At 64.8% G+C, this 15,262-nt stretch carries 12 protein-coding genes; 10 read left to right on the top strand and 2 right to left on the bottom strand.

The annotated features are described in order from the left end of the window. Nucleotides 1-67: 67 nt before the first annotated feature. Together P8T11_RS21415 and P8T11_RS21420 are read left to right on the top strand one after the other, a co-directional pair. Nucleotides 68-982: a LysR substrate-binding domain-containing protein gene (locus P8T11_RS21415; RefSeq protein WP_268080128.1), complete on the top strand. Its 915-nt coding sequence runs from the start codon at nucleotides 68-70 to the stop codon at nucleotides 980-982. An 88-nt stretch (nucleotides 983-1,070) separates the two neighbouring features. After that, nucleotides 1,071-1,964, top strand: a complete 894-nt coding sequence (locus tag P8T11_RS21420) for a DUF4261 domain-containing protein (protein ID WP_268080127.1) — start codon at nucleotides 1,071-1,073, stop codon at nucleotides 1,962-1,964. Here P8T11_RS21420 and P8T11_RS21425 read toward each other — a convergent pair. After that, a complete protein-coding gene (locus tag P8T11_RS21425) occupies nucleotides 1,948-3,162 on the bottom strand; it encodes an MFS transporter (RefSeq protein ID WP_268080126.1) in 1,215 nt (404 codons plus the stop codon). The two genes, P8T11_RS21420 and P8T11_RS21425, sit on opposite strands and share 17 nt — an antisense overlap. Before the next feature lie 98 nt (nucleotides 3,163-3,260). Between P8T11_RS21425 and P8T11_RS21430 the strand changes: the two genes are divergently transcribed. Then, nucleotides 3,261-4,214 carry a LysR family transcriptional regulator gene (locus P8T11_RS21430; protein WP_268080125.1) on the top strand — a complete coding sequence of 318 codons (954 nt, stop codon included), beginning with the start codon at nucleotides 3,261-3,263 and terminating at the stop codon, nucleotides 4,212-4,214. An 18-nt stretch (nucleotides 4,215-4,232) separates the two neighbouring features. Here the strand turns inward: P8T11_RS21430 and P8T11_RS21435 are convergent, their stop codons facing one another. Next, nucleotides 4,233-5,237, bottom strand: coding sequence for an EAL domain-containing protein (locus P8T11_RS21435; RefSeq protein WP_268080124.1), 1,005 nt, complete (start codon nucleotides 5,235-5,237; stop codon nucleotides 4,233-4,235). A gap of 430 nt (nucleotides 5,238-5,667) precedes the next feature. Here P8T11_RS21435 and P8T11_RS21440 point away from each other — a divergent pair, with 430 nt between their 5' ends. The 7 genes from P8T11_RS21440 (at nucleotide 5,668) to P8T11_RS21470 (ending at nucleotide 15,189) form a co-directional block, all read left to right on the top strand. Next, entirely contained in the window at nucleotides 5,668-6,237 is a 570-nt protein-coding gene (locus tag P8T11_RS21440) for a sigma-70 family RNA polymerase sigma factor (protein WP_268080123.1), read from the top strand. Next, nucleotides 6,237-6,869 (top strand): DUF1109 domain-containing protein, encoded by a 633-nt coding sequence (locus P8T11_RS21445; RefSeq protein WP_268080122.1) that lies wholly within the window; start codon nucleotides 6,237-6,239, stop codon nucleotides 6,867-6,869. The genes P8T11_RS21440 and P8T11_RS21445 overlap by 1 nt, the downstream gene beginning before the upstream one ends. A 188-nt stretch (nucleotides 6,870-7,057) precedes the next feature. Next, nucleotides 7,058-8,572, top strand: coding sequence for an AMP-binding protein (locus P8T11_RS21450; RefSeq protein ID WP_268080121.1), 1,515 nt, complete (start codon nucleotides 7,058-7,060; stop codon nucleotides 8,570-8,572). Between the two features lie 362 nt (nucleotides 8,573-8,934). After that, nucleotides 8,935-10,536: a TolC family protein gene (locus P8T11_RS21455; RefSeq protein WP_268080120.1), complete on the top strand. Its 1,602-nt coding sequence runs from the start codon at nucleotides 8,935-8,937 to the stop codon at nucleotides 10,534-10,536. 23 nt (nucleotides 10,537-10,559) lie between these two features. Then, the gene (locus P8T11_RS21460) at nucleotides 10,560-11,534 is read left to right on the top strand and encodes an efflux RND transporter periplasmic adaptor subunit (protein ID WP_268080119.1); all 975 of its coding nucleotides are present in this window, start codon (nucleotides 10,560-10,562) and stop codon (nucleotides 11,532-11,534) included. 12 nt (nucleotides 11,535-11,546) lie between these two features. Then, on the top strand, nucleotides 11,547-13,028 hold the full coding sequence (locus tag P8T11_RS21465) for an efflux RND transporter periplasmic adaptor subunit (protein ID WP_268080117.1): 1,482 nt from the start codon (nucleotides 11,547-11,549) through the stop codon (nucleotides 13,026-13,028). Nucleotides 13,029-13,032: 4 nt separating this feature from the next. Beyond that, nucleotides 13,033-15,189: an HlyD family efflux transporter periplasmic adaptor subunit gene (locus P8T11_RS21470; protein WP_268080116.1), complete on the top strand. Its 2,157-nt coding sequence runs from the start codon at nucleotides 13,033-13,035 to the stop codon at nucleotides 15,187-15,189. Nucleotides 15,190-15,262: the final 73 nt, after the last annotated feature.

The raw sequence follows: 15,262 nt of genomic DNA on the forward strand, positions 1-15,262 counted from the left end.
GTGTGCCCGCCCGACCCTTGCCGAAAAAGCCCTGTATTGGTGAAAGACTTTTGATATAACGTCAAATATGAAAACCACCCTCGACGAAATGCAGGTCTTTATCGCGGTGGTGGACAGCGGGTCCATCACCGCTGCCGCCGACGTGCTGGGCCAGACTATTTCCGCCACCAGCCGCACCATGAGCCGGCTGGAAGAAAAGCTGCAAACCACCTTGATGCGGCGAACCACGCGCCGGCTGGAACTGACCGAAGAAGGCCGCGCCTATCTGGAGCAGGTGCGCCGCATCGTGGCGGCGGTGGAAGAAACCGAAGACCTGATGAATGTGCGGCGCAATCAGCCGGCCGGCCTGTTGCGCGTGGATGCGGCCTCGCCGTTCATGCTGCACGTCATTGCGCCCCTGGTGCCGGGCTACCGCAAGCGCTATCCGCAAGTGGAGCTGGAGCTCAACAGCAACGAAGGCAATATCGACTTGCTGGAACGCCGTACCGACCTGGCCATTCGCATCGGGCGGCTGAAGGATTCGTCGCTGCATGCGGTGCAGCTGGGGCAAAGCCGCGTGCGCGTGTTGGCCAGCCCGGCTTATCTGGCGCAACACGGGACGCCCAAGCGCGTGGCCGACCTGGCCACGCATACGTTGCTGGGTTTTAGTCAGTTGGAAGCGCTGAACGAATGGCCGTTGCTGGATGCCGATGGGCAAGCCTTGCACGTCAAGCCCGGCGTGCGCGCGCATAGCGGCGAGACGCTGCGGCAGTTGGCGCTGAACGACGGCGGCATCGTCTGCCTGTCGGATTTCATGACGCGAGCGGACCGCGAGTCGGGCGCCTTGCAGCAAGTGCTGCCGCGCCACACGCAAGATGTCAGGCAGCCGATCAACGCGGTGTACTACCGCAACACCGCGATCTCGTCGCGCATCAAGTCGTTCATCGACTATGTGCTTGAAGCCGTGGGGCCGAACGGATTCTCGGAGCCGGCCGGACGGTGAGAGATGTGTCCAATCGAGACATGGTGCTGGACACACCAGGGGGCAAACGTATACTGCCCCCGTTTTAATTCTGGATAGCCCCATCCCCATGAGCATCTTCTCCCGCTTCTTTGGCCGCAAGGAAGAATCCGCCGACTCGCGCGCGCTGGCCGCTAACCCCGACGTTGAAAACCCGCTGAGCTTGCAGGTGCTGTTCAACGCGCCGTTGGCGGTGGACGAGGACGCCTTGAAGGTCGCGTTGTGCGCGTATCACCCGTCCATGGGCGAGGCCCGCGTCGAGATCGCGCCCGACATGCCGGAAGTGCTGGGCCTGGCGGGCTGGGGCGAGCATGTGGTGCGCTTGGTGGGCTTTGACGCGCCCTATCCCAAGGATTCGTTGGAAGCCTGCGTGGCGCCGGCCCATTACCCGGGCACGGTCAAGGACGAAGTCCGCGCGCATGCCAGCCACATCATCCTGTACTACGGTGGGTTCGCGAAAGATCCGCTGGAGCAGTACGTGGCGCTGGCCGCCGTGGCCGGCGCGTTGACGGGGTTTGGCGCCGTGGCGGTGTTGAACGAAACTGCGCACACCTCGTTGCCGGCCGGCGTGTTCGATGCCGAGTCGCTGGGCGAAGAAAGCCTGGACCTGCTGCGCACGCTGCCGCTGAACATGCTGTATTGCGGCTTTGTGAAATACGACGTGGACGGCGTGGCGGGCGTGTGGATGCGCACGTATGGCGCCGACCGGTTCGGCCTGCCCGATTTCGCGGCGCTGGCGCGTGGCCATGATGAAGGCGAGTACTACTCGAACATGTTCAACAACATCATGAGCTACATGCTGGAAAGCGGCGCGGAACTGGCCGCCGGGCACACCATGCAGATCGGTGAAAACGCCTATATGAAGCTGCGCGAGCCGGCCAAGGAGGAGTATTTCCTGGACGGTCCCGCGCAGGTGTTGGTGGCCGAGATCATTACGGCCGACGAGATCAACGCGCCGCAATAACCGCGCGGCTACCCAAGGCCGGCCACACCCGCAAGCCCAGCGCCACCGCCGCCGCGCCGGCCGCCACCACCGTCACGCCGGTCCAGCCCCAGTGCGCCAGCGCCAGGCTGCCCAACGCGCCGCCGGCGGCCATGCCGATGAAGACGCCCGTCATCAGGATGGCGTTGAGCCGGCTGCGGGCGGCGGGGTCGATGCCGTAGACGATGCTTTGATGCGCGATCAGTGAGGTCTGGATACCCAGGTCGAAACCGATGGCGGCGCCGGCGATCAGCCACAAGGCGGCGTGCGGCGACAGGAACGGCAAGAAGATCATGGCGGCAAACGACACCATGGTCAGGCCAGCGCCCAGGCTGGCTACCGCCAGCGGGCCACGGGTGTCGGCAACGCGGCCGGCCAGCGGCGCGGCCAATGCGCCGGCTGCGCCAGCCAGGCCGAACGCACCGGCCGCACCGGCGCCCAGGTGGAACGGCGCGCCATGCAGCATGACCGCCAGCGTCGACCAGAACGCGCTGAAGCCCAACGACAGCAAGCCTTGCGCCGTGGCCGCGCGGCGCAACCCCGGATGCTGGCGCCACAAGGTGGCCAGCGAACCCAGCAACGCCGCATACGACAACTGAGCCGTCGGCACGAAGCGCGGCAGGCCGCGCCACAGTGCCGCGCCCAAGACCACGATGGCGACGGCGGCGGCAACGAACATGGCGCGCCAGCCGAATTGCTCGGCCACGAAGCCGCTGACCACACGCGACAGCAGAATGCCCAGCAGCAGGCCGGTCATGACGGTGCCGACGATCTTGCCGCGTTGCTCGGCGGGCGCCAGGTGCGCGGCGGCGGGCACGATGTCTTGCGCCAGCGTGGCCGACAAGCCCACCACGAAGCTTGCCGCCAGCAGCACGCCGATGGACGGCGCCATGGCGGCCGCCAACAATGCCAGGCTCAGCACCGCCGCTTTGATCAGGATGATGCGTTTTCTGTCGTGACGGTCGCCCAGCGGCGCCAGCAGCAGAATGCCGAAGGCGTAACCCAACTGCGTCAGGGTCGGAATCCAGCCCAGCGTTTCGGCGCTGGCGTGGATCTCAACGCCCAGCACGCCCAGCATGGGTTGGCTGTAATACAGGGACGCAACCGACAGGCCAGCGCCGATCGCTAGAAGAAAAACCAGGCCACGCGACAAGGTGGCGGCAGGGGTTTGGGATGACATGATGACGTGTCCGAAGGTTCGTGTACGGGGCAGATTCTGGGCGTCTGGGTCATGTTTTGGTAGCCGGCGCGGCGGTACATCGGTTATACGGTTGGCGTATGAGCACCTCCGCCCCGACTGTCATTACCCCCGCCGCCGCCACTGCCGGCACCGACCGCCTGCTGCTGATCGAAACCTTCGTGCGCATCGTCGAGGCGGGCAGCCTGTCGGCCGCCGCCGCGCAATTGGGCGGCACCCAACCCACCGTCAGCCGCCGGCTGCAACTGCTGGAGCGTTCGATGGGGGTGCGGCTGCTGCAGCGCTCCACCCACGCCATCCGGCTGACCGAGGATGGGCAACGCTGTTATGAACGCGCCAAGGAACTGCTTGCCACCTGGCAGTCGTTTGAAAGCGATGTGCGCGGCGCGGGCAACGAACCCACCGGCACCTTGCGCGTGGTGGCCCCGCACGCCTTTGGTCAGGATCAATTCGTGGAACCGCTGGCGCGCTACTTGCAGCAGTACCCCGCGATGCGCGTGGAATGGCTGCTGCATGACCGCATGCCGGACCTGATCGCCGAAAACGTGGACTGCGCGATTCGCGTGGGCGCGGTGACCGACCCGTCCGTGATCGCCGTGAAGCTGGGCGAAGTGCCTCGCATTGTCGTCGCGTCGCCCGATCTGTTGCGCGGGGCGCCCGTGCCGCAGCAACCGGAGGCGCTGGCGTGCCTGCCGTGGCTGGCATTGCGCACGTTCTATCGCACCGAGGTCAGCCTGACGCATGCCGAAACCGGCGCAACCGAACGCTTCGGCATTCATGCCCGGCTGTCCACCGACGGCCTGCACGCGCTGCGCAAGGCCGCCGTGCTGGGCTTGGGCGTGGCGCTGGGTTCGGCCTGGGTCATGCAAGACGACCTGGCCTCGGGCCGGCTGGTGCATCTGGCGCCGCAGTGGCGCGCGGACCCGCTGCCGGTGTCCCTGGTGTATGCGCCATCGCGTTATCAACCGGCGCGGCTGCGCCGATTCATCGAGATCATGCGCACGCATCTGCCTGCTGGACTGGCAGGAGCCTGACCTGGCCAGCGCCAGGTCTTATCCGACAGGCCACGCTGTCGCGTCGCGTTGGCCGGGTGTGGCGGCGCGGGCTCCAGGACAGAAGGAAGCCGCCGCCTGGCGGGCGGACGCCGGTGCAATTGGCGGGGATGGGTTGGTGCATAGCAGTTCGGCCCGGCACGGGCGGCCATACAGCCAGCCCTGCCCAGTGGCTTCGGGCGCGCGTTCCAACACATAGCGCGCCTGCTCTTCGGTTTCGATGCCTTCGACCAGCACCGAGATATTCAAACGGCGTGTCATTTCGAATACCGTGTCCAGCACCGTGGCCGCCCACGCGTTGGCGCTGATCCAACGGATCAACGTGCGGTCCAGCTTCAGGCCGCTGACCCCCCACGTGAGCAGATTGCTGAGGTTGGCGTAGCCCGCCCCGAAGTCATCAATAACCACGCGGAATCCAACGCGCAAGTATTGGGCGATCAGCTTGCGCGGGTCTTCCACCACGAACGCCAGAGACTCCGTAATCTCAAGCACGATTCGGTTGGGCGGTATTCCAAACTCGCGTGTGGTATCCACCATGAACTTCACAAAGGAAGCGTCTTCGATATCGCGCGGCGTCACGTTGATGCTGGCGTAGAAATCGCCCGGTTCTTGCAAACGATCTTGAAGCTCGGTCAAGGCGGCGCGCACGATGTGGCGCGTGAGTTTGCGTCCCAGGCCCGTTGACTCTGCCCATGCAAAAAACGTATCGGGCGGGATCACGCCCAGCGTTTCGTGCGTCCAGCGCGCCAAGGCCTCGACACCCACCATGTGGCCCGTGGACATCCTCACAAGCGGTTGATAGACGACGTGGATGTGGCCGCGTCGCATGGCGCGATTCAATCGACGTCGCACTGCTGACGAACCGCCAATCCAGCGATAGCACAACAGGCTGAGCAGCACGCCGCCAATGGCGCCAAGCAAAGCGGGCCAATGCGCATCGCGCGTGGGTTGCTCGGCTGTGCCGTTGCTCTCGCCGGACGAAGAAGCGATTGCGTCATAGGCCACGCCAAAGATGGCTCCCGTCAAAACGAGCAATAAAAAATAGGGCAGACAGGGGCGCAAGAAACGATGAGGGATTGTCATGGATGCGAGCAGATCCGAAGTATGTCTTGGTTGCCGCGGCTAAACAAAAAGCCATGAAACCGAGTGCTAATAAAGGGCTTGCGCAGTGACCGTGTGGACACCTTGCAAGACCGTGCCGATTACTCAGCACGCACTCACTAGTTCGCGCGATAACGCGGGCTTGTTGCAGCCTTGACGTTAATTTTCATTTGGCTTGATGCCTTATTGATAAGCTCGAAAGGAAAGCAATGTTCAGTAATTGGCGGTGCATGAAATGTGTATCTGTCTGTACTTAAGCGCGTATACTTCGCAGCATGGTTCACGCCCATGCGCCATCTTTGCGGCCAGGCCGCTGATCAGAATGGCGAGAAAGATGCCCAGAGAATTCTCCTCCCAGTTAGGGACTGTGGAATCCGAGCTCAAAGCACTGTGGCTACAAGCCCAGGCCGGAGACGAAACCGCTTATCGAGATGTGTTGGGCCGCATTGCTCGTTTGCTGCGAGCCTATTTGCGCCGCCGGATGGCGGGTTCTCTGGACGATGTCGAAGACCTGGTTCAAGAATGTTTGTTGGCCCTGCACCTGCAGCGTGCAAGCTACGATTCCACCCTGCCGCTCTCCGCGTGGGTATACGCAATTTCTCGCCATAAGCTGATCGACTTCTGGCGACGCAATAAGCGCTATGGGGCGCTGAACGATTCCATTGACGACGTGGATGAAATGCTCCTTGCCGGAGAAGCCAACGAAGCGACTTCCCATGTGGATCTGGCCCGTTTGTTGGGCGCATTGCCGGACGCTCAGCGCCGAGCCATCGAACTGACTAAACTCGAGGGGTTGAGCGTGGCGGAGGCCGCGGCGCGAATTGGTATGTCAGAAGGCGCCGTCCGGGTCCAAGTCCATCGTGGGTTAAAACGGTTGAGCCTACTCGTCAAGGTGGTCATATAGTGAAAACCAAGGACTTCATCGATTTTCTTGCCACCGGCGCGGGGCCCGCGCCGACACCAAACACGTCCTTCAAGCTCCGCGCCGCCTTGCTCGCCGGATTGGCCACCAGCCTGGGAATAGGCCTGGTGGCGAACGGCTCCGCTACCCCCGCTATTTTGTTGGTCAGCCGCTGGTACAAGCTGCTTTATGCCTTGTCGATCCTTGCCTGCGGCTGGGTAATGGTCACGCAATTAGCCCGCCCGCTCGCGCGCGTGCATCGTTCCATGTGGTGCTTGATGGCGGTGGTGTTGATCATGGCCGGATTCGGTTTCTGGGCCTTGATGAACGCACCGCCTGGTCAATATGCGGCGCTGTTATTGGGCCAGAGCTGGCAGGTCTGCTCGGTGCTGATACTGCTGTTTTCGCTACCCGGGTTGGCGGTCTTGCTTTGGGCCTTGCGATCATTGGCGCCCACACGATTGCGATTGGCCGGCTTTGCCGCTGGCGTCCTCGCGGGTGCGATGGGGGCGTTGGGCTATGCCGTGATTTGCCTTGAAGATTCGTTCTTGTTCGTGGCGGTCTGGTACACGTTGGGAATCGGCTTGAGCGGTTTGCTTGGCATGTTGCTTGGACCAAAGGTGCTGAACTGGTAGGCGCGTCGGTCGCGGATGTGTCACGGACCCATTGGGGTCCGTTGTTGTTTGTGGCGTTGTAACGAAACGGCGCGCGACGTCGAATAAGAAGACATGCCGGCGTTGGCCATCCCGGATCTTTGATCCTGTGATTGGGAAGACGCGCAGGCGCCCAGCCGTCGCGCCGCGTCGGCGCCAACGAGCCCGCCATGAACGCCCAAGAATTCTTCAATGTGTTGACTCAGCATGCGGCAAGCACCTATCGGCCCGCGGTGATCGGGCCGCGCGCGTCGCTGTCCTATAGCGCGTTGTGCGCGCATGTGAAAGAGCGCATGGCGCTATACGAGCAGTTGTCGGCCGGCGTGTTGCTGACGCTTCAAGACAACGCGCCCTGGACCATCATCGATGATGTGGCGGCATTGATGACCGAAGTGGTCCACGTTCCGCTGCCGCCGCTTGCCACCGACCGCATGGTGACCAGCGCGATGGAGCGCTGTGGCGTGGATACGGTGATCGCGCCCATCGCCATGACGGCCAGGCTTGTCAGGTTGGGGCTGCGGCCCTCGGTCACGCTGTCGGGCGGCGATGGCGTGTTTGTTCGGGACCTTGCAGCACCCGCGCGCCCGCTGCCGCCAGGCACAGCGAAGATTGTGTTCGATATCGACGGCGAAGGCATGGGGCGGGGCATCTGCCTGAGCGAGCAAGCGTTGTTGTCGGCCGCGTCGTCGGCGGCGCAAGCCTTGGCTGATCGGGGAATCAAACGGCATTTGATGACCCGCCCCTTGGCCACGCTGCAAGAATGCGTGATGGGTGCCTATGCCAGCTTGATCGCGGGCGCCACGTGCGTGGCCTTGCCGGGCAGCCATTTTGCGCTGGACGCAATGGGCGTGGACCCGCTGGCCTTGCATGAAGAGCTTGAACACCACGGCGCGCAGAGCGTTCTGGCCACGCTGCAAACGCTGGTTGACTACGCCACCTTCCTGCAGGACCGTCGCGCCCGCGCGCCCGTCACATTGCGCTGTGCGCTGATCGACGGCCCGGCGGACGAGCTGGGTGTGCGCCGGCTGTTCGAAGCGACCGGGCTGCCTGTCGTGCCGACCTTCTCCCTGCCCGAAGCCGCTTCCGTCATCACGATGCGAACAGATGGCATCCGCCATGCCGGCTCGGCGGGAAAGGTGCTGCCGCACATGCGGATGCGCGTGTCCGCCAGAGGCGAACTCGAGGTCAAGGGCACGCTGTTCCTGGGCTACGTCGGCGACGCGCCCTATACGGGCGAATGGCTGGGCACGGGCCGGTATGGGGAGATCGACGCCGAAGGCTTCGTGTACCTGTTGGATCGCGCGGGCTCCGCCCTTGTCGCGACTTCTCGCGCAGGGCCCACGCAGGCAAGCGCCGAGCGCGCCTTGATGGACACCTTGCTTTTCATGCAGGCCGTCGTGTACCTGAAGCCGCGTGTGGGATGCTGCGCGGTGTTGTGGCCCATCGGCCAGAACTTGTCCGACGGTGAAATACAGGCCGCCATCGACCGGTGCAATGCGCGCTTGGACGCGCGCTCGAAGCTGGTGCGATGGACGCGCGCCAAAGCGCCGTTTTCATTCGTGGCGGGCTTGGCCACGTCGCGCGGCCGGCCCCGCCGTTCGATGATCTTGCGTCTGCATGATCATGAGTTCAATGAGGCGATCGCCGAAGACGCCCGCCACGATGCGCTGATCGCCGACGTGTGATGGGATGGCGGCGCAATAAAGGGCGCGCATCACTGCGCGCCCTTGTTTTATCCCCGACGTAATTGCCGAATCATCGCAAGACTGTTGCGTTGGCGGACCCGGCATGTCCGCATTTATATGACAAGAAAAATACTCGCAAACTTCAGACCACATTGCGCGAGAGACAAATTTGCCGAACTCCCGCAAAGCTATGTCCATTATTTACCGTTCTTAACTATTGCCCCCGTAACCGGATGCTGCGTGCGCTCGTATTTACAGCTATGGGCCGCTCGTCTGCATTCTCCGGGTCGATTCCATACGAGTTTTTCTTAGGCGGATTCTGTCAGGGGCGCACGCAGTCGTGCGCGACAAGGGTAAAGAACATGAGCTCCATCGTAAGCCTCGGCATCGGCGCTACACGCCAGCCCAGCATAGAAAACAAAGCCAGGATATGCACCGCTGCCGCTTCCTTGGCGGTGGTATTGCTTGCCGGTTGCTCGGTGCAGCCCAAGCAATTCGAAGCGGCCGAAAACCGCGATCGCGCCATGGATCTGATTGCGCGATCCACCGCCAACCAAGAACCCATCCTGGGCCCGGTGGACCTGTACGAAGCCATGGCGCGCGCCATCAAATACAACCTGGATGTGCGCGTTGAAATGATGGGCGTTGCCTTGGCCCAGCGCGAGCTGGATTTGAAGCACTACGACATGCTGCCGAAGTTTGTCGCGTCGCTGGATTACTCCGGCCGCGATAACTATTCGGGCGGCGCCAGCCAGTCATTGCTGACGGGCCAGACCTCGCTGGAACCTTCCACGTCGTCCGAAAAGAATGTGCTGCAAAGCAATCTGCAACTGAGCTGGGACGTCCTGGATTTTGGCCTGTCGTATGTGCGCGCCAAACAAGCGGCCGATCGGGTCAACATGGCCGACGAGCGCAAGCGCAAGGTCATGAACCGCTTGATTGAAGACGTGCGTACCGCCTACTGGCGCGCCGTCAGCGCGGAACGTTTGCTGGGCAAGATCCGTGAACTGGAAACAGCCACGCAGACGGCGCTGGACCTGGCCGCCGAGCAAGACCGCCTGGGCCTGACCGCGCCGCTTGCGCCCTTGAGCTATCAGCGCGAAATGCTGGGCATCCGGCGCGACGTGCAGGCGCTGGGACGCGAGCTGGGCGTGGCCAAGCAGCAGTTGGCCGCCTTGATGAATCTGCCGCCCAATACCCAATACACCATCGCAATGCCGCCGCCCATGGAAAGTAACCGGCCGCTGGTGCTGCCCGGCATTGCCGATGACTCGGCGGCCTGGCTGCAAGTGGCGATCGAGAACCGGCCCGAGCTGCGCGAAGTGGCGTATCAGCTGCGCGCGAACGAACAGGAAAACACTGCTGCCTTGTTGCGCTCGCTGCCCAGCCTGAAGCTCTTTGGTGGCGTGAACGCCAGCACCAACGACCTGCTCTACAACAGCAACTGGATCGGTTGGGGTGCGGTGGCAAGCTGGAACCTGCTGAACATCTTCCGCCTGCCTGCCGAGAAGGCGCAGATCAAGGCGGAAGGAGACCTGCTGGATCAGCGGCAGTTGGCGCTGACCACGGCGGTGGCGACGCAGGTGGAAGTCAGCCGCGCGCGCTACGCGCTGCGCCAGGAGGAGCTGGATACGGCGCGACGCTTCTACGACGTGCAGGCGCGCATCGAAGGGCAGATCGATTCGGGCTTCAAGGCGGAAAAGCTCAGCCGCCAAACCTTGATCCGGGAACAGATGAACACCTTGGTGGCGCGGGTGCGTTATGACCTGGCGCTGGCGGACCTCCAAAACGCCTACGCCAACGTCTTCGCCTCGCTTGGCATCGACCCCGTTGACACCACCATGAGCACGTCTGACGCCGTGCCGACGCTGGCGGGAAAGCTGCGCGGCATGTGGACGGCGCGTGACACCTTCGCCAGCAACGAGCAGGACGCGCGCGTGGCCGTGGTCGCGCCGACACGCTAACCCCCCCTTTCGCGGGAACCATCATGAACAAGCAAAGAAGTAGCGCGCCCAAGGCGGGTTGGCCCCGTCGCGTCTGGCTCACCCCCTTGCTGCTGGCCTGCGCCACGGCCTGGGGCTCCCAACCGCCCGCTGACGGAGGCTCCGCGCGCGGTGTGCTGCGCGCCACGGCCGAGGCCACGCTGTCGTCATCGGTCTCTGAAAAGATCCTGAGCATGCCGCTGCGTGAAGGCGAGCGGTTCAAGCAGGGCGACGTGCTGGTCAGTTTCGATTGCCGTCGGCTTGAAGCTGAACTGCGCGCCGCGCGTGCCGGCGCTGCCGTCGAAGCGCGCAATGCGAAGGTGCAAGCTGAACTGCTGCGCATGGCGGCCACTGGCCGCGCCGACGCCGACATTGCGCGCTTCAAGCACCAGGAGCGGCAGGCGCAAGCCGAAGTGATCCAGCAACGCATGGTCGACTGCAAGGTCGTGGCGCCGTATGCGGGCAGCGTGGTGGAAACGCTGGCGCGGCTGGACGAAACGCCACCGGCCAACGAAAAGCTGATCTCCATCGTGAGCGATGGCCCAATGGAATTGCACATGGTCGTGCCGTCCAAGTGGCTGGCGTGGTTGAAGGAGGGATCCGACCTGGACTTCATCGTCGATGAAACCGGTGATGTGCTGCCGGCCAAGGTGACGCGCGTGTCCGCGGCGGTGGATGCGGTCAGCCAGACGATCAAGGTGGTGGCGCTGGTGGAGCAGGCCCCCGTGGGCGTGCTGCCAGGCATGAGCGGACGCGCAACCCTGGAAGGCGCCGCCGCCGCGCCCGGCACCCCCATGGCATCGACGCCGGGGCCGGCGCCAGCCGGCAAGCTGCCCGTGCAGGCCGTCTATCACGTGCCCGCGGGTAGCGAAGGCCAGCCGCCCGCGGTCATGCCGATACCGTCGGTGCCAACCCATGCCACGCCCGTCGGGTCGTCGCGCGTGGGCACGCCGGGTTCCAGCACTAACGGTGTCCGGTAAGGAGCGACAGCCATGGCCCTGCATGTGGCGAGTTCCCGTAGTGGGCCGGCTGAATCCGTGGCTGGCGGCGAAGCCGCGCGGCCTCGACCCGCCGCGAATGCGCCGTCGGTGTCGCAGGCCGATCCGCAAAACAGCACGGGTGCGCAACTGATACGCCTGGAAGGCGAGCTGCGCCGCTGCACGTCGCGCGATGCCTTGTGGCAGCACTTGGCCAATGAGCCCATTGCGTTGTTGCCCTTTGGACAGGCGCTGGTGTTCGAAGGCGTGCCGGGAGGCCGCTGGCGCGTGGCCGCCATATCGGGCCTGGCAAGCGTGAACCGCGATGCGCCGCTGGTGCGCTGGTACGAGAACATGGTGTCGGCCCTGTGCCGGCAGAAAGGGAATGCGGCCGCTGCGTCCGCTGCTCCCGATGCGACCGATCCAAGGGCCGTCCGTACTTTCGATGTACACGCCTACGCCGATCCCTCCGACCCCTGCTCGGCCGACGCGGTCTTGACCTCGCTCTTGTGGGTGCCGTTGGCCGACGTGGGGCAGGCCCCACACGCGGGCTGGCTGCTGGCGCGCGATCAACCCTGGGACTCTGCGCACCAGCGTCTGGCTGCGCGCCTGGGCGGGGCCTATGCCCATGGTCTGTCCGCCATCGCCGGCCGCGCCAGGCCCCCCGCCGGCTTGCGCCGTCATCGTCCCAAGCTGTATGTGTTGTTGGCGGCCGTGGCGGCGGCGCTGGCGTTTGTTCACGTGCCGCTGACGACGCTGGCGCCGGTGGAAGTCACGCCGCAAGACCCTTTCGTGGTGACGGCGGCGCTGCCCGCCGTGGTGGAACGCATTCTGGTGGCGCCGGGCGCGACCGTCGCCGCCGGCACGCCGCTGGTGCAATTGGTGGACACCCAACTGCGCAGCGATTACGAAGTGGCCATTCAGAAGGTGGAAGTGGCCCGCGCCAAGGTGCTGCGCTTGCAACAGGCGGCGGTGTCCGACACGACCGCCAAGCGTGAACTGGCCGTGGCCATGAGCGAAGAATCCGTCGCCACGGCGGAACGCGACTACGCACGCGCCATGCTGGCCAAGGCCTTGCTGCGCGCACCGCAGGATGGCGTTGCCCTGTATGGCGACCCGCGCGACTGGCTGGGCCGCCCGGTGGCGGTGGGCGAAGCCATCATGCGCGTGGCCGACCCTAATCGTGTGCAGTATCAATTGAAGGTACCCGTGGCGGACTCCGTCAATTTGCAGGAGGGCGCCTCCGTGCGCGTGTTCCTGGATGCCGCGCCGCTGGACCCGCTGGACGCGAAGATCGTGCGGGTGGCGTATCGCGCGGAATCCGACGCCGCGGGCGTGGCCAGCTACACCGTGCTGGCACGGCTTAACGACCCCACCGCCGCGCCCGAACGCCTGGGCCTGCGCGGCACGGCGCGTGTCTATGGCGAGCCGGTGTCCTTGTTCTACTACTTGATGCGGCGGCCCATCACGGCGTTGCGCCAATGGACCGGAGTTTGACGCCATGGATGCCACCGCACTGCGCATCGACGACCCCGAAGCCAACCCGGACGCGCGCAAGCTGCCGCCGCTGCGTCAGGACCTGCGCCTGATCGCCGACCAGGGCGGCACGCGCGCGGGCGAGTGGGGCGGCAACTGGCGTATCCACGACCCCGCCGCGCATCGCTTCTTCGCTATCGACCAGGACACCGTCGGCATGCTGGCCCAATGGCATCAGGGCACGGTCGGCGCGCTGCGCTCGGCGGTGGCGAGCAGTACGGGCCGCACACCCGACGACCAGAAGATCCTGGGCCTGATCGAGTTCCTGCAGCGCCATGAACTGCTGGCGCCGGCAGCGGGCGAAACCTATGCGCGCGTACGCCAGCAGCGCAGCGCGCAACAGCGCTCGCTAAGCGCCCGACTGCTGCACGGCTATCTGTTCTTCAAGGTGCCGCTGGCGCGCCCCGACGCCTTTCTGCGCCGCACGCTGCCGTGGGTAACGGTGTTCTTCTCGCGCACCTTCTGGGCCCTGGCAGCGTTGCTGGGCGTGTTGAGCCTGTATCTGGTTTCACGCCAATGGGACACCTTCCTGAGCACCTTCCCCGACATGATCTCGGCCACGGGCCTGATCGCCTTCGGCCTCAGCCTGGCCCTGGTGAAAACCTTGCACGAACTGGGCCACGGCTATACCGCCGTGCGGCTGGGGTCGCGGGTGACGACGATGGGCGTGGCCTTCGTGGTGATGACACCCATCCTCTACACCGACACGACCGACGCCTGGCGCTTGCCCCGCCGCCAGCGCGTCCTGATCGACAGCGCCGGCATGGCGGTGGAACTGCTGGTGGCGGTGCTGGCGACGCTGGCCTGGGTGTTCCTGCCCGACGGCGCCTGGCGCAACGTGGCCTTCGCGCTGGCCACCACCAGCTGGGTGCTGAGCCTGGCGGTCAACCTCAACCCGCTGATGCGCTTTGACGGCTACTACCTCTTCAGCGACCTGATCGGCATTCCCAGCCTGCAAGACCGATCGTTTGCGATGGCGCGCTGGTGGATGCGCGAACGGCTCTTCGGCTACGGAGACGAGCAGCCCGAACCCACCTACGGCTCGACGCGCACGCTGTTCATCGTCTTTGCCTACGCCACCTGGATCTATCGCTTCTTCCTGTTCCTGGCCATCGCCCTGCTGATCTATCACTACTTTTTCAAGATCCTGGGCATTTTCCTGTTCGTGGTGGAGATCGGCTGGTTCATCGCGCTGCCGATCTGGCGCGAAATGAAAGTGTGGGTGCGTCGCCGCCACGAAGTGGGGCGGCAGGCGTTCGTGACGATGATGGTCGTGGCGATACTCGCGGCCGTGTTGCTGGTGCCCTTGCCCTACACCGTGCGCATCCCCGCCGTGCTGACCGCAACGGAGCAGGCGCCGGCGTTTGCGCCGCGCCCCGCGCGCCTGGAAGCCGTGCGCGTGCGCCAGGGCGAGACCGTGCGTGCCGGACAGATCCTGATGGCGTTGAGCGCGTCAGAGGTCGAACAACAGTTGGACGCCGCGCGCGAGCGTGAACGGCTGCTGAACGAACGGCTGGACCGTCGCAGCGCCGACCGCAAGGATCTGTCCGAGTCCCTCACGCTGACGCGCGAAGTCCAGTTGGAGCGCGACCGCATTGCGGGGTTGGAACGCGAGCGTGCCCGCCTGGCGGTGCGCGCGCCCATCGACGGCGTGGTGGTCGAGCTGGCGCTGGAACTGTCGCCCGGACGCTGGGTGGACGAGAAGACCCGCCTGGCCCTGATTGCCGCGCCCGACAGCCTGGAGGCGCGCGGCTATATCAATGCGGACGACCTGCATCGCATCCGCGAGGGCGACGCGGGAGAGTTCGTGGACGAGCAGCGCCTGATGCCCGCGCGCGCCATCCAGGTGTCGCGCGTGGGCGCGGCAGCCAACGACACATTGGACAACTGGGTGCTGACGTCCGCGCATGGCGGCGACGTGCCGGCGCGCCAGTTCGAAGGCCGGCTACGTGCTGAACACGCCGTGTTCGAAGTGGCCGGCGACGTAACCGACTTGTCGCGCCACGCCCTGCCCTTGACCGAACTGCGCGGCGAAATGCAGATACGTGGTGAACCGATCAGCTTGGCCAGCCGCCTGGTGCGGCGTGTAGCAAGCGTGCTGTTGCGCGAGGCCGGCGCATGAGCACGAAGAAACATGAACGGCGCGCCGATGGCGTGTTGCATGAGTGTGGGGGCGTTGCCACCGGCAGCGTCCA

This window comes from Achromobacter spanius (assembly GCF_029637605.1).
Taxonomy (GTDB): Bacteria; Pseudomonadota; Gammaproteobacteria; order Burkholderiales; family Burkholderiaceae_B; genus Achromobacter; species Achromobacter spanius_E.

Coding starts and splice junctions, on each gene's coding strand:
- P8T11_RS21440 (WP_268080123.1), top strand. CDS start 5,668: ATGCCCAGAGAATTCTCCTCCCAGTTAGGGACTGTGGAATCCGAGCTC.
- P8T11_RS21455 (WP_268080120.1), top strand. CDS start 8,935: ATGAGCTCCATCGTAAGCCTCGGCATCGGCGCTACACGCCAGCCCAGC.
- P8T11_RS21420 (WP_268080127.1), top strand. CDS start 1,071: ATGAGCATCTTCTCCCGCTTCTTTGGCCGCAAGGAAGAATCCGCCGAC.
- P8T11_RS21460 (WP_268080119.1), top strand. CDS start 10,560: ATGAACAAGCAAAGAAGTAGCGCGCCCAAGGCGGGTTGGCCCCGTCGC.
- P8T11_RS21430 (WP_268080125.1), top strand. CDS start 3,261: ATGAGCACCTCCGCCCCGACTGTCATTACCCCCGCCGCCGCCACTGCC.
- P8T11_RS21450 (WP_268080121.1), top strand. CDS start 7,058: ATGAACGCCCAAGAATTCTTCAATGTGTTGACTCAGCATGCGGCAAGC.
- P8T11_RS21470 (WP_268080116.1), top strand. CDS start 13,033: ATGGATGCCACCGCACTGCGCATCGACGACCCCGAAGCCAACCCGGAC.
- P8T11_RS21425 (WP_268080126.1), bottom strand. CDS start 3,162: ATGTCATCCCAAACCCCTGCCGCCACCTTGTCGCGTGGCCTGGTTTTT.
- P8T11_RS21415 (WP_268080128.1), top strand. CDS start 68: ATGAAAACCACCCTCGACGAAATGCAGGTCTTTATCGCGGTGGTGGAC.
- P8T11_RS21465 (WP_268080117.1), top strand. CDS start 11,547: ATGGCCCTGCATGTGGCGAGTTCCCGTAGTGGGCCGGCTGAATCCGTG.